Here is a 20,849-nt window from a genome sequence, read left to right as displayed (position 1 = left end):
TCGCGGTTCCGGCGCACCAGCCTGACTAGCCGGCCGCTGCACCTGCGGCCGGCTAGTTCGTATCCACCGGCAGAAGGGACCTCCGACGTGACCTACGTCGTCGCCGCGCTCGCCGTCACCAACGCGCTGACCCTGCTGAACCTGCTGCTGCTCTTCGGAGTCATCCGGCGTCTGCGCGAGCAGGGCGACACCCCGCCCGGTGGTCTGCCGGGCCCGCGGGCTCTGCCGGTCGGCGCGCAGATCGAGGCGTTCACCACCACCGACACCGACGGGCGTCCGCTGCTCCGGAACGAGCTCCCCCACGGTGCCGTGATCGGGTTCTTCAGCCCCGGCTGCACGCCGTGCGAAGCCCTCCTGCCGAAGTTCGTGTCCTACGCGGAGCGTCTCCCCGGCGGCCGGCAGAGCGCCCTCGCCGTCGTCGTCGGTACGCCGGAGGAGGCGGCCGGGTACGTCGACCGGCTGTCCCCGGCGGCTCGGGTGGTCGTCGAGGACGTCACCGGTGGCGTCGTGAAGCGGGCGTTCGGTGTCACCGGCTACCCGACCGTGTTCCAGCTCGACGGTGACGGCCGGCTCCTGGTCAGCGACGCGTCGTCGGTGGACCGGCTGGCCGTGCCGGCCGTATGAGCGAGGCGACCACCGAACCGGTGGCGCGCACGGTCGCCGCCGCCTTCCGGCTGGCGTGGCTGGCCGCACCGGCCCAGCTGGCCGGTGCGGTCGTCGTCGCCGTGCTCAGCGCCGCCGCGCCGGCCCTGACCGCGTGGCTGACCCGGGCGACGATCGACGGCATCGTGACGTCCCTGGACACCGGCGAGTTGCTCGTGTTCGTCGCCGGACTGGGTGCGGTGGGCATCGCCGCCGGGGTGCTGCCGCACGCCACCAGGTACGCGCAGGCGGAGGTCGGCCGGCGGAGCACCGTCCGGGCCCTCGACGAGCTCTACCGGGCGGTCGAACGGCAGGCCGGCCTGCGCCGGTTCGAGGACCCGCCGTTCCTGGACCGGCTACGGATGGCCGGCAACGGCGGCCGGGCACCCGGCGAGCTGTGCGGAGAGGTACTCGGGGCCGGCGCCGGTCTGCTCGGCGCGGTCGGGCTGATCGCGGCGCTGGCCGTGGTGAGCCCGCTGATGACCCTGATCGTGCTCGCTGCCGCCGTGCCGGTCCTGGTGATGGAGCTGAGGCTCGCGCGGCGTCGAGCCGCCGTGCTGTGGCGGATGAGCCCGACGGCCCGGCGCGAATTCTTCTTCAGCCATCTGCTCGGGCACCCGGTCGCGGCCAAGGAGATCAGGCTCTTCGGTCTCGCGCGCTTCCTGCGCGAACGGATGCTCACCGAACACCGCGCGATCGACGTCGCGCAGCGCGCCGTCGACCGGCGCGAGCTGGGCACGCAGGGCGGCCTGGCCCTGCTCGGCGCGTGCGTCGCCGGAGGCGGTCTGGTGTGGGCCGTGTTCGCCGCCCGGGCCGGCCAGCAGAGCGTCGGTGACGTGTCGATGTTCGTCGTCACCGTCGCCGGCCTGCAGGCGACCCTGGTGGGGCTCGTCGGTTCCCTGGCCGGCGGCCACCAATCCGCCTTGCTGTTCGCGCACCACCGGGTGGTCCTCGCGGCCGAGACGGACCTGCCGGTGCCGGTCGCGCCGGTCCCGGTCCCGCCGTTGCGTCGCGGCATCGAACTGCGCGACGTGTGGTTCCGCTACGCGGACGACAAGCCCTGGGTTCTGCGGGGGGTCAGCTTCGTGATCCCGCACGGCGCAAGCGTCGCCCTCGTCGGGCGCAACGGCGCCGGCAAGTCGACGCTGGTGAAGCTGTTGTGCCGGCTGTACGACCCGACCCTCGGCTCGATCCACTGGGACGGGGTCGACCTCCGTGACCTGGCGATCGACGAATTGCGGCAGCGCACCACGGCGCTGTTCCAGGACTACATGGAGTACGACCTGACCGCAGCGGAGAACATCGGTCTGGGCGACGTGGCGGCGGTGGACGACCGGCATCGCATCACCGACGCGGCCCGTCTCGCCGGGATCGACGACGTGCTCGCCGCGCTGCCCCGGGGCTACGACACGATGCTGTCGCAGGTCTTCACGGAAGGCGACACGTCCGACGACGAGTCGAACGGGACGATGTTGTCCGGCGGGCAGTGGCAGCGGCTGGCGCTGGCCCGGGCGCTGATGCGCGGTGAGCGTGACCTGCTCGTCCTCGACGAGCCGAGCGCCGGCCTCGACGCCGAGGCCGAGTACGAGGTCCACACCCGGCTGCGCCGTCACCGGGCGGGCCGTACCAGCTTGCTCATCTCCCACCGGCTCGGAGCCGTGGCCGACGCGGACCGCATCGTGGTCCTGGTCGACGGCGTCGTCGCCGAGCAGGGCGACCACGGGGAACTGATGGCGACCGCCGGTACCTACGCGCACCTGTTCGGCCTGCAGGCGAGCGGCTACACCCGGGCCGGGGCGCAGCGGTGACCGTCGCGCGGGTCGCCGGGGCGCTGCTCGCCACGAGCATCGCGGCCGGGTGGTGGCTGCACCGGCGGTTCGTCGTCGTGACGGTGCTCGGCGAGAGCATGGTCCCGACCTTCGCGCACGGCGATCGGGTGCTCGTACGGCGGGTCCGCCTCGCTCGGGCGCGGGCCGGCGACGTCGTCGTGGCGGCCTGGGGCGTCCCCGAGCCCGGCGGACCGTTCCCTCGTACGATCGAGAAGCCGACGCCGGGCCGGCCGTCCACGTTGGCCCCGTGGATGGTGAAGCGACTGGTGGCGGGGCCGGGTGACGCCGTGCCCGAGGTGGTCCGGCCGACCGTGCCCGACCGGGAGGTGCCGCCCGGCCGGTTCCTCCTGCTCGGCGACAACGTCGCGGCCAGCGCGGACTCCCGCGTGCGCGGTTACGCCCACGCCGAGTACCTCCTCGGGGTGGTGGTCAGCCGGTTGCCGCGCTGACGCCGATCGTCGATCGGCTCCGGTTTCCCCGCCCCGAGTTTCCCGCCCCGAGGCGGAGCCGGAGACAGCCGGCACGAGGGAACGCCCGTACTGCAGAGTGAGCACGGAGGTGAGGCTCGTGATCCATCACGTCCAAGTGGCCTGTCCGGCCGGTAGCGAAGCGCGACTCCGTGCGTTCTACAGCGGCACGCTGGGCTGGACGGAGCTCGACAAGCCGCCACTGCTGGCGGCGCGGGGTGGTTGCTGGTTCCGCGTCCCCGGCCTCGGTGGTCCCGACGGGGAACTGCACGTCGGCGTCGAAGCCGACTTCCGCCCCGCCCGGAAGGCCCATCCCGCGTTCGTCGTGGACGTCGACGCGGTAGCGGCGGCGCTGGCCGCGGCGCACCATCCGGTTCGGTGGGCGGATCCGGCGGAGATTCCGGGCCGGCGGAGATTCCACACCTTCGACCCCGTCGGTAACCGGCTGGAGTTCCTCGGCACCGATCCAGGCGCTACGGGCCGGTCATCCGGGACCTGAGCACGTCGAGCCCGCGCCCCGGCCCTGGTGGCTACGGCGCCGAGGTCATCGCGGCGGGCGACGACGTCCGATGCCGTGGGGTCCTCACGGTGCGAGCCACCTACGGTGGGGGTCTACGGCCCTGACCGCTGTCCGTGCCGGTGAGCCAGGCCGTCTCGCCCCGGTGGAACGCGTCGAGTTCGGCCCGCCGGTCGTCGCCGAGCAGGTCCTGGCTCACCGTCACGCCGCGGGTCGACTGGATCCAGGTCAGGAACCGATAGGAAGGACGGAAGCCGGCGAGCTGCGCCACGTCCACCGGGAGCGCCTCTCCCGCGTGAACCGGACGCAGCTCGTCGCGCTCCAGCAACACCTCGAAGCTCAGCAGCGTCCACCGTCCCTCCTCCCGGACCGCCCGGGAGAAGAAGCGGCAGTAGGCGTGGAAGTCGACCTCCACTCCCTCCACCGTGGTGCGGTTGAAGATCTTCGCGGGGCTCTCGACGGTGGCCCGGTCGCCCGCGACCCGCGCGTAGGCGGGGAAAACCCAGTGTTTGCTGTTCCCGGTCCTCGCCATCCACGCCTTCGTCGCCTCGACGTAGGCCGCGCCGCCGTGCCCGTCGTACCAGGTGGTCCGGACGTAGGCGTCGTCGTGGAAGCAGTCGCGCATCACGTCGAAGAGGCGCTGGTCGCGGGCGAAGCGTTCCCGCCGCACCAGGTCGAAGAGCTCCTCGCGGTCCAGCAGGACGGCCAGCCGGTCGGCGTTCACCACCCGATCATCGCCTTCACCTCGAGGTACTCGTCGAACCCGAACCGTCCGAACTCCCGCCCGTTGCCCGACTGCTTGTAGCCGCCGAACGGCAGGCTGCGGTCGAACGGTGCGCCGTTGAGGTAGACGCGGCCCGCCCGGATGCGGTGGGCGACCCGGCGGGCGCGGTCGGGGTCCGCCGACTGCACGAAGCCCGCCAGCCCGAACGGCGTGTCGTTCGCGATCTCGACGGCCTCGTCCTCGGTCTCGTAGAGCAGGATCGAGAGCACCGGGCCGAAGATCTCCTCACGCGCGATCCGCATCTCCGGCGTGACGTCGCCGAACACGGTCGGGCGGACGTAGAACCCCTGGTCGAGCCCGTCGGGACGCTCCGGGCCACCGACGACGAGCGTCGCGCCCTCGTCGATCCCCGACCGCACGAGCGCGGTGATCTTCTCCCGCTGCACCCGGCTCACGACGGGCCCCATCGTGGTCGACTCGTCGAGCGGGTCCCCGAGACGGACCTCGGCGACCGCCCGTCGCGCGGCGGCGTACGCCTCGTCGCGCTGCGCGCGGTGCACGAGCATCCGCGTCGGCGACTGACAGTTCTGACCCGCGTTGGTGAAGCACGAGTGCACCCCGGCGACGACGGCGGACTCCAGGTCCGCGTCGGGCAGGACGATGTTCGCCGACTTGCCCCCGAGCTCGAGCGCGACGCGCTTCACGGTCACGGCCGCGAGCTGGGAGACCCGGACGCCGGCCCCGGTCGAGCCGGTGAGCGAGACCATGTCGATGCCGGGGTGCGCCGCGATGGCCTCACCGACTCCCGGACCGTCGCCGTTGACGAGGTTGAACACACCGGGCGGCAGCCCCGCGTCGTGGATGACCTCGGCGAGCACCATCGCGCTGAGCGGCGCGATCTCGCTCGGCTTGAGCACCACGGTGCATCCGGTGGCCAGCGCCGGGGCCACCTTCGAGGCGACCTGGTTCAGCGGCCAGTTCCACGGCGTGATGAGACCGCAGACGCCGATCGGCTCGCGCCGCACGATCCCGGCTCCCATCTCCTCCTCGAAGCGGTAGTCCGCGAGTACCCGGGCCGCCTCCTCGAAGTGGAACAGCGCCACCGTGGCCTGGCGTTGCGTCGAGAACGTGATCGGCGCACCCATCTCGCGTGTCATCGTCCGGGCGATCTCGGGCAGCCTGGCCCGGAAGCCGGCGACGATCCGCTCCAGGTACTCCCGTCGTTGCTCGACGCTGACCTGCGAGTACGTGGCGAAGGCCGCGCGCGCCGCCACCACCGCGCGGTCGACGTCCGCGGCCGTGCCGAGGCTGATCGTCGCGAACGTCTCCTCGGTCGCGGGGTCGAGAACGCCCAGGGTCCGCGGCGCGGCCGGATCGACCCAGCTACCCCCGATGTAGAACTCAGTGGACATGTCGCTCCAGTGGGACGTCGAGGCGCGAGCGGAGCTCGGAGAACGAGATCCCCCACGTCTCCCGGACGAGGACGTGATCCCCGGTGATCTCGAACGTGGCGACGTCGGTGTAGATCCGGTTCACGCACCGCAGCGCGGTGAGCGGATACGTGCAGTCCCGGACGAGCTTCGGCTCGCCGCCCCGGGTGAACAGCGACATCAGCACGAAGACCCGCTTGGCGCCCACGGCGAGGTCCATCGCCCCGCCGACCGCCGGGATCGCGTCGGGCTCGCCGGTGTGCCAGTTGGCGAGATCCCCCGACGCCGAGACCTGGTAGGCGCCGAGGACGCACAGGTCGAGGTGGCCACCACGCATCATCGCGAACGAGTCGGCGTGGTGGAAGTACGCGGCGCCGGGCAACTCGGTCACCGGGAACTTGCCGGCGTTGATCAGGTCGGGATCGATGGCGTCGCCCGTCGCCGCCGGTCCCATGCCGAGCATGCCGTTCTCGGTGTGGAGGACGACTCCCGACTCCGGGGGGAGATGGTCGGCGACGGTCGTGGGCTGACCGATGCCGAGGTTGACGTACGCCCCGCGCGGAATGTCGCGTGCGAGCACCCGGGCCATCTCGTCCCGTCCGAGCGGGCCGCTCACGACGTCACCCGCACGATTCGATCGACGTAGATGCCCGGGGTCACCACGGCCTCCGGATCCAGCGCTCCCGGCTCGACGACGTGCGGCACCTGCACGACGGTGGTCGTCGCGGCCGTGGCCATGACGGGTGCGAAGTTGCGTGCGGTCTTGCGGTAGACGAGGTTCCCGAGGGTGTCCGCGGTGTGGGCGCTGATGAGCGCGACGTCGGCGGCGATGGGCCGCTCGAACACGTACGTCCGGCCGTCGATCTCACGGGTCTCCTTTCCCTCCGCGAGCAGGGTTCCGACTCCGGTGCGGGTGTAGAACCCGCCGATCCCGGCTCCGGCGGCGCGCATGCGCTCGGCCAGGTTCCCCTGGGGCGCGACCTCGAGCTCGATCGTCCCGCTGCGGTACAGGCGGTCGAAGACCCAGGAGTCGGTCTGGCGGGGGAACGAGCACACGATCTTGCGCACCTGCCCGGCCGCGAGCAGCGCCGCGAGCCCGGTGTCGGCGTTGCCCGCGTTGTTCGACACGACCGTGAGCTCCCGCGCTCCCTGCCGGATGAGCGCGTCGATCAGCGCGAACGGCATGCCCGCGGTGCCGAAGCCGCCGACGAGCACCGTCGAGCCGTCGGCGATGCCGCTGACCGCCTCGTCGGCCGAGGCGCAGAGCAGCGTCATGCGACGTTCTCGAGCACGACGGCCAGGCCTTGACCCACGCCGATGCAGATCGCGGCCACGCCCCACCGCTCGCCGGACTCCACGAGCCGCGCCGCGAGGGTCCCGAGGACGCGCCCGCCCGAGGCGCCCAGTGGGTGCCCGATGGCGATCGCCCCGCCGGTGGCGTTGACGAGCTCGGCGTCCGGCAGCCCGAGCTCGAGCCAGGCGTCGACGCAGGCGATCGACTGGACGGCGAACGCCTCGTTGAGCTCGACGGCGCCGACGTCGGCCCAGGTGATGCCGGCCCGCTCCAGTGCCCGGTCGGCCGCGTCGACCGGGGCGTAGCCGAAGTGCTGCGGCTCCAGCGCCGCCCCGCCGCGACCGGCGATCCGCGCGACCGGGTCCCGGCCGATGGACGCGGCCGCGCCCGCCGAACCCAGCAGCACCGCGCTCGCCCCGTCGTTCAGCGGGGAGCAGTTGCCCGCGGTGATCGTCCCGTCGGGCCGGAACGCCGGCTTCAGCCCGGCCAGCTTGTCGACCGAGGTGTCGGCCCGGATGCTCTCGTCCCGGACCAGGTCGGTGCCGCGCACGGGCACCACGAGGTCGTCGTAGAAGCCCCTGTCCCACGCCTGCGCGGCGAGACGGTGCGAGCGGGCGCCGAACTCGTCCTGCCGCTCGCGCGAGATCGAGAACTTCTCCTGCAGCTGCTCGTTGCACTCGCCCAGCGAGGCCGTCCACTCGGCCGGCATCCGCTCGTTCACCAGGCGCCAGCCCAGCGTCGTGGAGACGGCGGTGACGTCGCCGGCCGGATACCGGCGCGACGGCTTCGGCAGCACCCACGGCGCCCGCGTCATCGACTCCACGCCGCCGGCGATCGCGATCTCCGCGTCGCCGACCTCGATCATGCGCGTGGCCATCATCGCGGCGTCCAGCGACGAGCCGCAGAGCCGGTTCACCGTGGTGGCGGTCACCGAGACCGGCAGGCCCGCCAGCAGCACGGCCATCCGGCCGACGTTCCGGTTGTCCTCGCCGGCGCCGTTGGCGTTGCCCCAGAACACGTCACCGACCAGTCCGGGATCGAGGCCCGGCGAGCGGTCGAGAAGTCCTTTCAGTGCGGTCGCGGCCAGATCGTCGGGCCTCGTGTCGGCCAGGGCTCCGTTGAACCGGCCGAACGGGGTCCGGACCGACGCGTACACGAACGAGCTGCTCATTCAGCCGGCGCTCTCTGCTCGTTTGACGACGTCCTCGTAGGAGAAGTTGTTGAACGCGGTGAACAGCTCGTCGGTGTAGACGTCCTTCGCCGGGAACTTCTTGATCAGGTCGGCCGACGCCAGGAAGTCGAGCGACCGGGTGAACGCCGCCTCGTCGATCCGGCCCAGGGTCTTGTCGTCGAAGCCCTGTCCCTCCAGGCGCACCTGGAGGACCTTGACCCCGTCGGCCAGCGCCTTCGCCTCCGAGCCGGAGCCGCGGGTCTCCGGGTGGAGTTTCCACAGGTCGCGGACCGCGGCCTCGGGGTTGGCCTTCGAGAAGGCGAACGCCTTGGCCACCGCACGACCGAACCGTTCGAGGACGTCCTTCTTGGCCCCGAGGTTCTTCCGGGTCGTCGCGAAGCCGCCGCCCCACGCGTCCGCCGTCTCGGTGACCGGAAGCGGCGTCAGCGTGATGCCGGCGTTCTTGACGCTCTGGTACTGGATGTCCCAGAGCGCCAACGCGTCGACCTGGCCGCTCTTGATCGCGTTGATCTGCTGGGGGCCGGCACCGATCGGCACCAGGCTGGCGTCGTTCTCGCTCATCCCGTTGAGCTTCATCGCGGTCCGGGCGAACGTCGCGCCGGAGCTCGCGACCGCGGTGACGCCGATCTTCTTGCCTTTCAGGTCGGCGATGCTCTTCACGTCCGAACCCTCCGGCACCTGCAGGCTGTAGATCCACTTCGGCCAGTAGGAGCTGAAGTAGGCCAGGTCCAGGTCCTTGTCGTGCCCGATGGCCACCGGCTCGACCGTCATGAGACCGACGTCGGCCCCGCCTCCGGCGACCTGCTGCGCGGCCTGGGTGGCCGACGGGAACAGGTTCGTCGTGACCTTCAGCCCCTCCTCCTGGTAGAAGCCCTCGGCCTCCACGACCGCCATGACCGCGAAGCCGGCGTTCCAGCTCGGGGACGCCATCGCGAACTTCACCGGCGTCAGCCCGCCGGACGAGGCCGAGTCGTCGGATCCGCACGCGCTCAACGTCGCGGCCGCGCACAGGACGGCGACCGCACCACTCACGAGCTTCATCGCTCGTCTGGTCTTCACGATGGACCCTTCCTCTTACTGGTGGGGTAACGGGTAGGCGTCTTCGTTGAGCACTCGGCCCGGCGTCCGGGAGAAGTCCAGACGCGGCGGGCAGAAGATGTCGATCAGCTGGTTGGTCTCCGGGCCCACGGCCTCGCTGGTGTGGATCATCGGCGGCGGGATCACGGCCACCGACGGGCTGCCGCACCGCAGGTGCCGGTCCTCGCGCCACTCGCGGCGCCGCTTCGACCACGGGGTCCGCAGGTGGTGGACGTACTCCCCCTCCACGGCGAGCGAACACTGCTCGAAGTCGTCGTGGTCGTGCGGAGAGAGGCTGTCCGGATCGCGCGGACCGACCCGGGGGGCCAGGAAGTTGACCATGAACGTGCTGCACCGCACGATCTGGCCCGGGCGGACGGCGTCCGGCGTCACGGCCAGGTCGGCCAGCCGGTAGGGCAGGATGCGATAGCCCTCCGGCGGGTCCGGCCACGGCTCGAACGGCCGGACGTTCGGGTGCGGCTCGGCGTACGAGCTCCGGTTGCGTGCCTTGTCGAGCAGGTCGGCGGACCGGCAGCTGAACAGCCGCACGACCGTGCAGTCCTCGACGCCGACGATCGCACTGCGGCCCGGCGGGACCATCACCACCGCTCGGCCCGAGACCGACGCGACCTCCTGCGACGCGCGCACCTCGATGCCGCACTCCTCGTAGGGGAGGATCACGACGTACTCGTCCGGCTGGTCGGCCCGTGCCAGCTCGTCGCCGGCGACGAGCGTCGTGTGGGCGAGCACGAAGTTGTGCCCGCGGAAGTACCAGGTCGACGATCCGCCGGGGGTCGTCTCGTCGGGATCGCCCGTGCCGAGGTCGGAGAACTCGACGTCGGGCGGGGTGGCCAGGGTGCTCATCGGTCCTCCAGTCCGAGCAGGAACGCCGGGTTGTCGCAGAAGATCTGGCGTAGCGACCGCTCGTCCAAGCCGAGGTCCAGCAGCGCGGTCGCGACGCGGAGATAGGAGTCCACCGGCAGCGGCCGATCCTTCTGACCGAGGTCGGAGGCGATCACGGTGTGCTCGGGGCCGATCTTCTCGATCCAGTCCAGGAGCAGCTTCGGGTCCCACTTCTTGGTGCCCTCGGGGTCGTAGAAGCCGGTCTCGTGCTCGATGAACGCCCCGTAGCCGACGAGCTCACGGCACTTCGCCTCGTCCGCGCCGATGACGTAGTCGGGGTGGTTGAGCAGCATCCGGGTGATGCCCTTGTCCTTGGCCGCGGCGAACAGCTGGGTGATCGACTCGGTCTCCATGTGGCCGCCGGTCACCATCGCGCCGCTCTCCTTCACCAGGTCGAGCACCTCGTGGACCTCCGGGATGAGCTCGCCGTCCGCCTGGTGGACGTCGACCCGGGAGGAGGGCACCTCGACGCTCGCCGTGGGGAAGCCGACGCCCTCCGGATGGCAGTCGATGTGCCGGCCGGCCGAGAACGTCGGGAACCACACGGCCCGGCCCCCCATCCGCAGCGACATGGCCACCGCCTGCGGATTGATGCCGCCGACCATGCTGTTCAGGGTGATGCCGCCGAAGACCGGGGTGCGGATCGTCGCCAGCCGATCGCTCATCGCGAGCAGGTCCATGACGGTGTTGTGGTGGTGGGATTTCACCAGCACGCCCCGCATGCCGAGCCGCTCGCCGTCCTTTCCGGCCTCGGCGTGGTCGATGCGTCGAGGGAACGGGTTCGGGCCGGAATGGCAGTGCAGGTCCACGCAGCCGTTCAGCAGCTTGACGATTGCGGGTGTCTCGCTCATGAAGCCTCCAGGCATCGCCGGGCGTTCGCATCACAGACTGTGAGTTCGCTATGCGGTCTGTCAAGAGTGGAGTGGCGCGGCGAATCCGCAGGCAACCCTTGCCGTACGCCGGAGGACACGCTTAATCTCCGTCCGTACTGCGAACGACGCGTGCTCTTTGTGGACGCTCAACGGAACAGGTGTCAGGCCATGACCGAGGACCAGGACGACAAGCCGGAGACGGCTCGGGAGCAGGACATCCAGGCGGTGAGCCGGACCGCGCAGATCCTCGGGCTGTTCGGTCCGGAGACGCCGGAGCTCTCGGTCGCGGAGGCCACCCGCCGGCTCGGTCTGAAGCGGACCACCGTGCACCGCTACTTCAGCTCGATGATCAGCTCCGGCCTGCTCGAGCGGGTGGAGGAGTCCGCGCTGGTCCGTCCCGGACGGTCGATCCTGCAACTCGGCAGCTTCATGCTCGGACAGCAGCGCATCATGCAGATGGCGCCGGCCTACCTGCGTGAGCTCGCACTCGAGATCAAGGTGAGCACCGTGCTGTCGCTGTGGGGCGCCTCCGGCCCGGTGGTCTCCCTGGTGGAGGAGGCCGACCATCCCACGCTGGTGACGGTGCGCGTGGGCTCGCAGCTCGCCCTGAACTCCTCGCAGGCCAAGGTCTTCCTGGCCTTCCTCCCCGACCAGTTCCACGCCGACCGGCTCACCGGCAGCCTCCCCGAGCCCCAGCGCACCGACGTCCGCAGCCGGATCGCGACGATCCGGCAGGCCGGGATGAGCAGCGACGTCAACCACCGCGGCATCTGCATCCTCGCGGCGCCGGTGTTCGCGGCGAGCGGGATCTGCGCCACGATCGCGGCCGTCGGCACCGAGCGGATGCTGCCGGCGGCGTTGGACTCGCGGGAGGCCACCGCGTTGAAGGCCGCCTGCAAGCGGCTGACCAAGGAAATGGGTGGCACGTGGCCCGAACCAGGTGAGGAGTGACAGGCATGCCGACAAGTACCGACACCGACTGCGTGATCCGCGTGGACGCACTGTCCATGCTGTACCCGACGAAGTCCGGCGGGACGGTCCAGGCGCTCGACGACGTCTCGCTCCGCGTCCGGGCCGGTGAGTTCATCTCCATCGTCGGCCCCAGCGGCTGCGGCAAGAGCACGCTGCTGCGGATCCTCATGGGCCTGTCGCGCCAGACCTCCGGACAGGTCACGTTCTCCCCGTCGGAGGACACCCACCGCAACCAGCTCGGCATGGTCTTCCAGCAGCCGCTGCTGCTGCCCTGGCGCACCGTGCGCAAGAACCTGCTGACCTCGCCCGACCTCCACCGCACCCGGGACGCCGCGACCCGGGCGAAGGCCGACGAGCTGCTGGTGATGCTCGGCCTGGAGGAGTTCGGCGACCGGTACCCCAACGAGCTCTCCGGCGGGATGCAGCAGCGGGTCGGGATCGGCCGCGCCCTGATGCACGACCCGCGCATCCTGCTCATGGACGAGCCGTTCGGCGCCCTCGACGCGATGACCCGCGACCAGATGGGCCTGGACCTGCTGCGGATCTGGGAATCCGACCGCAAGACCGTGCTGTTCGTGACGCACAGCATCCCCGAGGCGGTGCTCCTCGCCGACCGCGTCGTGGTCATGACCCCGCGCCCCGGCCGGCTGGCGGACGTCGTCGAGGTCGCGCTCCCCCGGCCGCGGCGGCTCGAGAACATCAACACCCCCGAGTTCGGCGAGATCGTCCTGAAGATCCGCAAGCTGCTCGACTCCGAGCACAGCGCCCACTAGGAGTTCTGATGTCGACCACGCTCGCCGCCCCGGAGGCCTCGGACACCCCGGTCCGCCGCCGACGCCGCCGGGTACCGGAGATCACCTACAGCGTGCTGGTGTTCGTCGGGCTGCTGGTGGTCTGGCAGTTCGTCGTGAAGGTGTTCGACGTCTCGGACATCCTCGTCCCCGCGCCCACGGCCGTCGCCGACTCCCTGGTCGACGGCTTCCGGGACGGCAGCCTGATCACCCACTCGGTCGTCACCCTGAAGGAGATCCTGATCGGGTTCGGCATCGCGGTCGGCTCGGCGCTGGTCTCCGCGGTGCTCATCACCCAGTTCCGGCCGGTGGAGCGCGTGCTCTTCCCGCTGCTCATCCTGACCCAGACCATCCCCAAGGTCGCCATGGCGCCGCTGCTGATCGTCTGGTTCGGTATCGGGATCAGCTCGAAGGTGCTGACCGTCGCCCTGATCGCGTTCTTCCCGCTCCTCATCAACGCCGTCCTGGGGTTCCGGTCCGCCGCCCACGAGCAGGTCGAGATGCTCCGGTCCTTCGGCGCGTCACGCGTGCAGGTCATGCGGCACCTGCAGATCCCGTCGGCGCTTCCGCACATCTTCGCCGGGCTCGAGGTCGCGGTCATCCTGTCGGTGACCGGCGCCGTCGTCGCGGAGTTCGTGGGCAGCTCCGAGGGTCTCGGCTACCTGATCCAGGCGACGAACTTCACCCTGGACGTGGCCCGGACGTTCGCGGTGATCGTCGTGCTGTCGGCGATCGGCATCGCACTGCACGCGATCGTCGTGCAGCTCGGCAAGTGGCTGATCTTCTGGACCAGCACCCCCGACGCCGCCGGCGGGGTCTGAGCCGTGGCGCGCGTCGCCATCGTGACCGGTTCCAGTTCCGGGATCGGCGAAGGGATCGCCCGCGCGCTCGCGGCCGACGGCTTCCACGTCGTGGTCACCTCGGCCACCTCGGTCGACGCCGGTGAGCGGCTCGCGGCCGAGCTCCCCGGGGCGAGCTACGTCCGGGCCGACATCGCCGACCCCATCGACGCCGTGCGCCTGGTGGAGACGGCCGTGGAGCGGTACGGCCGGCTCGACCTGCTGGTGAACAACGCCGGGGTGGCGCGACCGGTCCCCCACCCCGACCTGGACGCGATCACCGCCGACGACTGGCACCGGATCCTCGGCGTCAACGTCGTCGGGACGTGGCAGGTCTCCGTCGCCGCCGTGAAGGTCATGGAACCCGGCAGCCAGATCGTCAACATCACCTCGGTGGGCGGCTCGCGCCCCCTCGGCAGCTCGATCCCCTACTCGGTCAGCAAGGCCGCGCTCGACCACCTGACGCGGCTGCTGGCCAAGGCCGTCGGCCCGGACGTCCGGGTGAACGCGATCGCTCCGGGGCCGGTCGAGACCCGGCTGACCTCGGGCAGCCTCGGTCCGCGGGCGGCGCGCACCGCGGCGATGACCCCGCTGGGCCGGCTCGGGCAACCCGCCGACGTCGCCGCGATGGTTCTCGCGCTCACCAAGGTCCCGTTCGTCACCGGCGAGGTGATCCACGTCGACGGCGGCATCAACCTGATCACCCACGTCGACCAGCCGCGCGACGACCGCTGACCGCGGCGGCGCGCCCGGCGCCGGGACGGGTCAGGCCCTCCGCACGGTGCTGAACGGGTCGGGCGGCGGCGGCGGAACCGGCAACAGCCCACGCAGCCGGACGTTGAGGTTGCGCAGCGTCGCGTGGTCGCCGCCGGCCACGGCCTGCCGCCCCCGTTCCAGCAGCGCGTCGCCCTGAGCCCGGTCGAGCAACTCGCCCCGGCGGCGGGCCAGATCCTCGAAGACCATCACGTCGAGGCGGCCACTGCGATCGAGGATCGTCACCGCCACCTCGGCCAGCTCGGAGAACTGGACGCGGAGCAGCCGGGGGTCACGGTCGTCGACGGCCCGCCGCGCCGTGGCCGAGAGCTCGTCGAGTCGACGGCGGTCACCGGCGTCCCCGTCGGTGGCGACGAGGCGGCGCACCTCCTCGATCGCCTGCTCCACGCCGCTGACCAGCTCCGGCCACTCCAGCGCGTCCTCGACCGCGTCGACGGCGGCACGCAGGTCGAGCAAACGGCGTCCGGCGGCGGAGGCGGCGTCCGGGTCGGCACGCGCCGCATCGACGAGCGCCGCGACCTCCGGCTCGATCCGTTCGTCGTCGATGCGGAACAGGTCGATCTCGGCGACCGGGCTGGCGACGTCGCGCTGCCGCTGCCGGACCGCGGCCAGGCGACGTCGTTCGACCTCGAGCTCGGCGCTCAGCACGGCGTGCGCGGGCGCCGTCTCGGTCCCCAGCCGGACCACGTGCTCGAACTCCTCGTCCAGGATCGGCACGTAGGCCCGGGCCGTGATCAGCCGGGACGCGTCGATCTCGAGGCGTACCTGGACCTCGCTGCCTTCCGGCAGGTCGCGGCTCACCTGCGCGGCGACGACCTCGAGCCGGCCGATCTGCCGGTTGCGGTCGGCCCTGGCGTGCTCGCCTTCCAGGAACGGGATCCGGAGCACGCCGCCGTGGCCGCCGCGGCCGACGTCGACCGCGGTGCGCAGCGTCACCCGGCCGTAGGCGGGGAGCGGGGTGCCCCGCCGCACCAGCCACTGCCGGGTGTTGCCCTCGAGCCCGACGCCGATCGAGTTCGTCAGGAGCGGGCTGGTCTCGACGATCCCCACCGTGTACGTGATCGGGTCGTGCGGGACGTCGATCGGTGTGCCGGCGGGGTCGGTGACCGTGATCCGGTAGGTGTTGCGCCGGCCGCGTTCGGCCCAGGCCGGAACGGCGAAGAACCCGTCCGGTCCGACCGGGTACTGGCCGCTGCGCCAGACGGCGCCCGGGTCGTCGCTGATCAGCTCCACCCGGTGGCCGACGAGGTCCGGCGTGCGGTCCTCGCCGGCCGGGAGGAGGCGCCCGGCGATCAACGGCTCGGTGTCCGGTCCGATCGGGGCGTACTCCACCGCCATCCGGAGCCGGGCGCCCGGCACGTCCGGGACCGGCGCCGGCCCGGGCCGCCGCTGGGTGCCGGCGAAGATCGCGGCACCCCGGGCGACCGCGGTGATCGGGTCCTGGCTGTGGTCGAGCCGGACGCCGAGGCCGTGGTCGGCGTCGGCCAGCCACTCCCGGAGGTAGGGGGAGAGCGTCGGGCCGCCGACCAGCAGCACGCGGGCGAGGTCGTCCGGCGCGAGGCGGGAATCGGCGAGGGCCTGACGGCACAGGTTGACCGACCGGATCAGGTACGGCTCGGTGAGCCGCTCGACGTCGGCCCGGTGCACCTCGAACTCGAACTCGTGCCGCCCCGGCTCGCCGAGGTCCAGCTCGAGGAGGACGTCGACGCTCGGCGCCCGGGACAGCCGGATCTTGGCCGCCTCGGCCGCCAGCTTGAGCCGGCTGAGCACCGCCGTCCACCGGGGGTTGCCGCGGCTCAGGTCGTCCAGGCCGAACTCGGCCGCCACCGCGGGCACCAGGAGGGTCTCGACGATGCGCCAGTCGACGAGCTTGCCGCCCAGGAACGGGTCGCCCCGGTGGGTGAGAACGGTGAACTCGCCGTCACGCAGCTGCACGACCGCCGCGTCGAACGTGCCCCCGCCCAGGTCGTAGACGAGCCAGCGGGCGTCCTCCCCGGACTGGAAGCCGTACGCGTACGCGGCGGCGGTCGGCTCCTGCAGCAGCGGGGTGGTGCGCAACCCGGCGAGCGCCGCGGCGCGCCGGGTGGCCTCGCAGGCACCCAGCTCGAACGCGGCGGGCACGGTGATCACGGCCGCGTCGAGCTCGACGCCGTCGCGCTGGTGGACGTCGGCGCGCAGCGACCGGAGCACCTCGGCGGAGAGCTGCTCCGGGCTCATCGTCCGGCCGCCGGCGGCGAAGTGCTTCTCGGCGCCCGCCGTACCCATCCGGAGCTTGAACTCGGTACAGGTGTTCCCGGGGTCGGCCTCGGCCCGGTCCCGCGCGGCGCGCCCGACGAACACCCGGTCCCGGCGGTCGACCCAGACGGCCGACGGAGTGGTGTCCTGGTCGTCGTTGTTCTTGACGATCCGCGTGTCGACACCGCTCAGCGCGGCGATCGCGCTGTTCGTGGTGCCGAGGTCGATGCCGTAGTCGATCGTGCTCACGCGGTACCGACCTCCTCGTCCGGAACGCCGACGACGACCCGGGCGCGCTGCAGGACGCTCGCCCCGCGGTACACGGTCGGGCGCTCGACGTCGATCACCGTCTCCTCGCGGATGCCGGGAGTGGGCTGATAGGCCACGACCTCCACCGGCAACCCGGGGTGGAAGGGGCGGTCACGCGGGTCGTGCACCCGGATTCCCCGGTCGGCGAGCACCTCGACGAGTCGCTCCACCGGACGCCGGTCGCGCTCCGGGGCATCCCCGAGCCGGGCGGTTAGCCGCCACAGGCCGGTGGCGACCTCGGCGATCACCGCCTCCAGTTCCCGGACGGTCGCCGCGTCGGAGTCGCTCACGGGAAGACATCCCCCGGCCGGCCGCCCTCGAGATCGAAGTACCGCCGCGTCTTCGCCTCGTCCGCCTCCCGCCGGAGCTCGTCCAGCAGGGACCGCCGCCCCTGCGCCTCGCGGCGGACCTTCGCGAGATGGTCCCGTCCGGCGAAAATCTCCCGGTAGCGGCGTGCGACCTCGATCGGGTTGTCCACCCAGGTACTCGAACGGACGAACACGATGCCCCCGAGCGCCCCCAACGACGCCCCCAAGCGCCGTACCTCCGCCTCCCGCTCCTCGGTGAGCAGGTTCGGCACCTTACGCAGTTCCTCGAGGATGATCTCGATGTTGCGCTGCCGCTCGGCCTCGGCGCTCGCCTCCAGTTCGTCCTGGGTGGGGACCCGGTACGTGTAGCCCCGGGCTTCCGGGCGCCGGGGGTTCTCGAGCATCCGTTCCACCGCGAGGATGTCTTCCCGAACCTGGGTGCGGATCATCTCGCCCCGCGCGGGACGCTGCGCGCGCCGGAGCATCGTGCGGGTCCGCTCCCAGTCCCCGAGATGCTGATGGCCGGTGTACGCGCAGCGGAGCAGCAGCCGGGCGACCCCGTCGTGCAGTGCGTCGGAGTCGGCGGTGCGGGCCAGCTCCAGGTTGACGAGCAGCGGGTGGGTCGCCTCCGCGAGCCGCTCGGAGAGCTCGTCGGCCCGCTCGGGGTGGTGGGACAGATCCTGCTCCGCCTTTTCGAGGCGTACCTCCAGCCGCTCGACGATCTGGTCGGTGGCCGCCCGGACGACGACGGCGCGGGTGTCGTCGGGGAAGCCCGGCCGGTGGACCAACCGCCAGTGCACCCGGATGCGCTCGTCGTCCCAGCCCCGGTCGGCCCCCCGCAGGGCGACCGCGGCGGTGCCGGCCATCACCACCGTCGGCACCAGGTCCCGGACGGTGGCCGCGACCGTCGCGTCCAGCCCGGGGTGGCGCAGACCCATCACCCGGTCGGCGAACTCGACCCAGACCGCGTCGTCGCGCCAGGCGGCCAGCCAGTGCCGGTAGGTCTCGCGCCACCGGGCCGCGGCTCCGTAGCGGGGTGGGGTCTTGCCCACGTGTTCGGCGTCGAGGGCGAGCAGGTGGTTGAGGACCGCGAGGTTGTGCGACGCGGCCGCGGAGCCGTCCGCGTCCCAGGCGCGTTCGGCGCCGTCGAGATCACCGGCCGCCAGCGCCGCGGTGGCGGCGTCGTTGCCCGGCCAGAACCAGAAGAACATGTCGACGACCTGGCTGATCGGGTCACGTAACCGGGCCAGGGCCTGTTCGACGAGTTCGTGGGACGGTGCCGGGGTCAGCGGGAGAACCTGACCGGGCAGCTGCGCGTCGACGCCGAGGGCGTGGGCCGCCCGCAACTGCGAGGCGCTCCGGCGGACCTCGGCCGGGGTGGCGTCCACGGGCAGACCGGTCACCCGGAAAGCGTTGAACCGGTACAGCTCCACCGGGCTCGCGGCGCGGAGCGCACTCCCCAGCTCGGCCGCTCCGCGGCGATCGTCCACCGTGCCACTCCCCCGTGTCCGCCGACTCGATCAGACGGAGTCTAGTAATCGTCGTCCAGCTGATCGCCGGGTTTCCTCCTCGTGACGCCGAGGGCCGCGCCGCCCGAGCGCGGACCGAATGTGATGATGACGGTCGACCACGGCGAACGACGGGAACCGGAACACATGATCACCGTCTGCCGCGACTGCTGCTGCGGCAGCACCACCAAGCACCCCTCCGTCGATCACCACGGACAACTCGCCCGCCTGCGTGACGCGCTCGGCGACACCATTCGCGTCCGGGTCAGCGCGTGCCTGGACCGGTGTGCCCAGTCCAACGTCCTCGTGGTCAACCCCAGCCCGGCCGGCCGACGCGCCGGCGGCCGCCCGGCCTGGCTGGGACTGGTCCTGGACCCGGACGCGATCGACGACGTCATCGCCTGGGTCCGGGCCGGCGGCCCCGGGATCGCCGAGCCTCCGGCCACGCTCGACCTGTACGCGATCGACCCGCCCCCGGCGTGATCGACGGCAGGCCGGGTCGCCGGGCCGGGCCATCGGTACGCGGTCGCCGCGGTCGCCGCCCGCCGGGGCCGGCGCGGACGCGATCCGGCAGGCCGCCCGGCTCGGGCCCGACGTCGTCGTCATGGACGTTCGCATGCCGGGCACGGACGGCATCGAGGCCACCCGCCGGATCGTCGAGGCCGGCCAGGCGAGAGTGCTCATCCTGACGACGTTCGACCTCGACGAATTCGCGTACGCGGGCCTGCGTGCCGGAGCGAGCGGCTTCCTGCTCAAGGACGCGCCCCCGGTGACCTGGTGTCGGCGATCCGGTCGGTGGCCAGCGGCGACGCGGTCGTGGCCCCGAGCGTCACCCGGCGCCTGCTGGACGCGTACGCCGACCGGCTGCCGACGCCGGGGCAGGCGTCGCCCGACGATCCGCGGGTGGCCAGGCTCACGCCCCGGGAGCGGGAGATCTTCGTGGCGATGGGCGAAGGCCTTTCCAACCCGGAACTGGCGGAACGGTTCGTGCTCTCCGAGGGCACGGTGAAGACCCACGTGGGCCGGATCCTCGCCAAGCTCGAGGTCCGCGACCGGGTCCAGGCCGTGGTGCTCGCCCACCGGATCGGCCTGGTGCGCTGACCCGGTGCCGACGGGCCTCCACCGTGACACCGGCCCCCGCCAAGCCCTCACTCAGTCCGCGCTGCGGGCGCCGTGGTCGGGGGTGTCGGGCAGGGCCTTGACCGCCTCGTGCAGCCAGGTGACACCGGGCGCTTCCGCTCGCCGGTGCGTGATCGCGTTGATGATCGCGACCAGGGCGTTGTACCGGTCGAACAACCGCCGGTACCGATCGACGTGTGCGCTCGGCTCGGCGCCGGCGATCAACCGGCGCGCCTCGGCGGCGTCCAGGCCGCCGTCCATGCTCATCACCAGCGCCACGTAGCGGCGCGCCAGTTCGCGGGCCGGCGGCGCGTCGACGGGCTGACCCGCTTCGGCCGCCGTCCTCGCTTCGGTGAGGAGCGCGACCTGCCGCTGGATCTCCTCCTCGCTCCAGGCCCGGTCCTGTTCCGGCGCGTACAGCTGCTCGTAATACCGGCGGACCGCCTGCCGGAACCCGGGCTCGATGACCAGGTCGGCCAGCTCGATCCACGCTTCCAGCTGCTCGGTCGTCGGGTCCTGCGGCAGCCGGGGCCGGTAGGGCGGGACGTCGTCGTCGAGGACACCGGCGTCGAGGCCTTCCGCGATCTCGGTCCAGAAGCCGTCGACGAGCCGGTCGCGGTCGTCGTCGGACAGGGTCGCCAACTCGTGCATGATCGTCACCTGTTCGATCGCGCTGTCCTGGCGGACGATCGTGCGCAGCACGGCGCGACGCGTCCGGAGGCGGGAGATCTGGCTCTCGACGAGGTCGAGGTGGTGGGCGGCGAGGTCGCGGACGCCGGCCTCGCCCGCCAGCACCCGCCGGATCTCGTCCAACCCCGCGCCCAGTTCACGCAGCGTGCGGACGAGTTCGAGGGCGGCGATCGCGCGGACGTCGTACAGCCGGTACCCGGCGCCGCTGTGCCCGGTCGGGACGACCACCCCGGCGTCCGCGTAGAACCGGATGGTGGTCACGCTGAGTCCGGTGCGACGGGCGACGTCACCGATGGGATAAAGCTCGTCCATGCCGGTGACTATCACGTCTCGAGCCACTGGAGAGTCAAACCGGCC

At 72.0% G+C, this 20,849-nt stretch carries 21 protein-coding genes and 1 pseudogene; 10 read left to right on the top strand and 12 right to left on the bottom strand.

The window, feature by feature from the left end:
- Positions 1-87 precede the first annotated feature (87 nt).
- From CRYAR_RS43270 to CRYAR_RS18285, 4 genes are all read left to right on the top strand, one after another.
- The gene (locus CRYAR_RS43270) at positions 88-624 is read left to right on the top strand and encodes a TlpA family protein disulfide reductase (protein ID WP_051570577.1); all 537 of its coding nucleotides are present in this window, start codon (positions 88-90) and stop codon (positions 622-624) included.
- Positions 621-2,450 (top strand): ABC transporter ATP-binding protein, encoded by a 1,830-nt coding sequence (locus CRYAR_RS18295; RefSeq protein ID WP_035852415.1) that lies wholly within the window; start codon positions 621-623, stop codon positions 2,448-2,450. The genes CRYAR_RS43270 and CRYAR_RS18295 overlap by 4 nt, the downstream gene beginning before the upstream one ends.
- On the top strand, positions 2,447-2,920 hold the full coding sequence (locus CRYAR_RS18290; RefSeq protein ID WP_051570575.1) for a S26 family signal peptidase: 474 nt from the start codon (positions 2,447-2,449) through the stop codon (positions 2,918-2,920). Before CRYAR_RS18295 ends, CRYAR_RS18290 begins: the two co-directional genes overlap by 4 nt.
- 118 nt (positions 2,921-3,038) lie before the next feature.
- Entirely contained in the window at positions 3,039-3,437 is a 399-nt protein-coding gene (locus CRYAR_RS18285) for a VOC family protein (protein WP_035864617.1), read from the top strand.
- A 100-nt stretch (positions 3,438-3,537) separates the two neighbouring features.
- On the opposite strand, the gene CRYAR_RS18280 is transcribed toward CRYAR_RS18285, so the two are convergent.
- From CRYAR_RS18280 to CRYAR_RS18245, 8 genes are read right to left on the bottom strand one after another with little or no spacing between them, the layout of a single operon-like run.
- Complete coding sequence (locus CRYAR_RS18280) at positions 3,538-4,179, bottom strand: nuclear transport factor 2 family protein (RefSeq protein ID WP_035864612.1); 642 nt, start codon at positions 4,177-4,179, stop codon at positions 3,538-3,540.
- Positions 4,176-5,591 carry an aldehyde dehydrogenase family protein gene (locus tag CRYAR_RS18275; RefSeq protein WP_035852414.1) on the bottom strand — a complete coding sequence of 472 codons (1,416 nt, stop codon included), beginning with the start codon at positions 5,589-5,591 and terminating at the stop codon, positions 4,176-4,178. The genes CRYAR_RS18280 and CRYAR_RS18275 overlap by 4 nt, the downstream gene beginning before the upstream one ends.
- Positions 5,581-6,198 carry a 3-oxoacid CoA-transferase subunit B gene (locus tag CRYAR_RS18270; protein ID WP_157018663.1) on the bottom strand — a complete coding sequence of 206 codons (618 nt, stop codon included), beginning with the start codon at positions 6,196-6,198 and terminating at the stop codon, positions 5,581-5,583. Before CRYAR_RS18270 ends, CRYAR_RS18275 begins: the two co-directional genes overlap by 11 nt.
- 23 nt (positions 6,199-6,221) lie before the next feature.
- Entirely contained in the window at positions 6,222-6,884 is a 663-nt protein-coding gene (locus tag CRYAR_RS18265) for a 3-oxoacid CoA-transferase subunit A (RefSeq protein ID WP_035852412.1), read from the bottom strand.
- Positions 6,881-8,074 carry a thiolase family protein gene (locus CRYAR_RS18260; RefSeq protein ID WP_035852411.1) on the bottom strand — a complete coding sequence of 398 codons (1,194 nt, stop codon included), beginning with the start codon at positions 8,072-8,074 and terminating at the stop codon, positions 6,881-6,883. Before CRYAR_RS18260 ends, CRYAR_RS18265 begins: the two co-directional genes overlap by 4 nt.
- Positions 8,075-9,154 carry an ABC transporter substrate-binding protein gene (locus CRYAR_RS43265; RefSeq protein ID WP_211247524.1) on the bottom strand — a complete coding sequence of 360 codons (1,080 nt, stop codon included), beginning with the start codon at positions 9,152-9,154 and terminating at the stop codon, positions 8,075-8,077.
- Positions 9,155-9,169: 15 nt separating this feature from the next.
- Positions 9,170-10,036: a cupin domain-containing protein gene (locus CRYAR_RS18250; RefSeq protein ID WP_035852410.1), complete on the bottom strand. Its 867-nt coding sequence runs from the start codon at positions 10,034-10,036 to the stop codon at positions 9,170-9,172.
- The gene (locus tag CRYAR_RS18245) at positions 10,033-10,926 is read right to left on the bottom strand and encodes a DUF6282 family protein (protein ID WP_035852409.1); all 894 of its coding nucleotides are present in this window, start codon (positions 10,924-10,926) and stop codon (positions 10,033-10,035) included. Before CRYAR_RS18245 ends, CRYAR_RS18250 begins: the two co-directional genes overlap by 4 nt.
- Positions 10,927-11,115: 189 nt before the next feature.
- On the opposite strand from CRYAR_RS18245, the gene CRYAR_RS18240 reads away from it, so the two are divergent.
- Genes CRYAR_RS18240 through CRYAR_RS18225 form a run of 4 tightly spaced genes read left to right on the top strand, consistent with a single transcriptional unit; the run spans position 11,116 to position 14,284 of the window.
- A complete protein-coding gene (locus CRYAR_RS18240) occupies positions 11,116-11,898 on the top strand; it encodes an IclR family transcriptional regulator (RefSeq protein WP_035852408.1) in 783 nt (260 codons plus the stop codon).
- A gap of 5 nt (positions 11,899-11,903) precedes the next feature.
- Positions 11,904-12,692, top strand: coding sequence for an ABC transporter ATP-binding protein (locus CRYAR_RS18235; RefSeq protein WP_084700662.1), 789 nt, complete (start codon positions 11,904-11,906; stop codon positions 12,690-12,692).
- A gap of 8 nt (positions 12,693-12,700) precedes the next feature.
- On the top strand, positions 12,701-13,531 hold the full coding sequence (locus tag CRYAR_RS18230) for an ABC transporter permease (RefSeq protein ID WP_035852405.1): 831 nt from the start codon (positions 12,701-12,703) through the stop codon (positions 13,529-13,531).
- Between the two features lie 3 nt (positions 13,532-13,534).
- Positions 13,535-14,284 (top strand): SDR family NAD(P)-dependent oxidoreductase, encoded by a 750-nt coding sequence (locus tag CRYAR_RS18225; protein WP_035852403.1) that lies wholly within the window; start codon positions 13,535-13,537, stop codon positions 14,282-14,284.
- Positions 14,285-14,314: 30 nt separating this feature from the next.
- On the opposite strand, the gene CRYAR_RS18220 is transcribed toward CRYAR_RS18225, so the two are convergent.
- From CRYAR_RS18220 to CRYAR_RS18210, 3 genes are read right to left on the bottom strand one after another with little or no spacing between them, the layout of a single operon-like run.
- Positions 14,315-16,807: an Hsp70 family protein gene (locus CRYAR_RS18220; RefSeq protein ID WP_035852401.1), complete on the bottom strand. Its 2,493-nt coding sequence runs from the start codon at positions 16,805-16,807 to the stop codon at positions 14,315-14,317.
- Complete coding sequence (locus CRYAR_RS18215) at positions 16,804-17,157, bottom strand: nucleotide exchange factor GrpE (RefSeq protein ID WP_035852400.1); 354 nt, start codon at positions 17,155-17,157, stop codon at positions 16,804-16,806. The genes CRYAR_RS18220 and CRYAR_RS18215 overlap by 4 nt, the downstream gene beginning before the upstream one ends.
- On the bottom strand, positions 17,154-18,665 hold the full coding sequence (locus CRYAR_RS18210; protein WP_035852399.1) for a hypothetical protein: 1,512 nt from the start codon (positions 18,663-18,665) through the stop codon (positions 17,154-17,156). Before CRYAR_RS18210 ends, CRYAR_RS18215 begins: the two co-directional genes overlap by 4 nt.
- A 123-nt stretch (positions 18,666-18,788) precedes the next feature.
- Here CRYAR_RS18210 and CRYAR_RS49665 point away from each other — a divergent pair, with 123 nt between their 5' ends.
- Both CRYAR_RS49665 and CRYAR_RS50795 read left to right on the top strand, forming a co-directional pair.
- Complete coding sequence (locus CRYAR_RS49665) at positions 18,789-19,166, top strand: (2Fe-2S) ferredoxin domain-containing protein (protein WP_245620477.1); 378 nt, start codon at positions 18,789-18,791, stop codon at positions 19,164-19,166.
- Between the two features lie 31 nt (positions 19,167-19,197).
- Positions 19,198-19,784, top strand: a pseudogene (locus CRYAR_RS50795) (response regulator).
- Between the two features lie 51 nt (positions 19,785-19,835).
- On the opposite strand, the gene CRYAR_RS18195 reads toward CRYAR_RS50795, so the two are convergent.
- The gene (locus CRYAR_RS18195; RefSeq protein WP_051570569.1) at positions 19,836-20,804 is read right to left on the bottom strand and encodes a helix-turn-helix domain-containing protein; all 969 of its coding nucleotides are present in this window, start codon (positions 20,802-20,804) and stop codon (positions 19,836-19,838) included.
- Positions 20,805-20,849: the final 45 nt, after the last annotated feature.

This window comes from Cryptosporangium arvum DSM 44712 (genome assembly GCF_000585375.1).
GTDB classification, from domain to species: domain Bacteria; phylum Actinomycetota; class Actinomycetes; order Mycobacteriales; family Cryptosporangiaceae; genus Cryptosporangium; species Cryptosporangium arvum.
The sequence above is the reverse complement of the archived record's forward strand: the minus strand, read 5'-3'. Positions and strand labels throughout refer to the sequence as shown.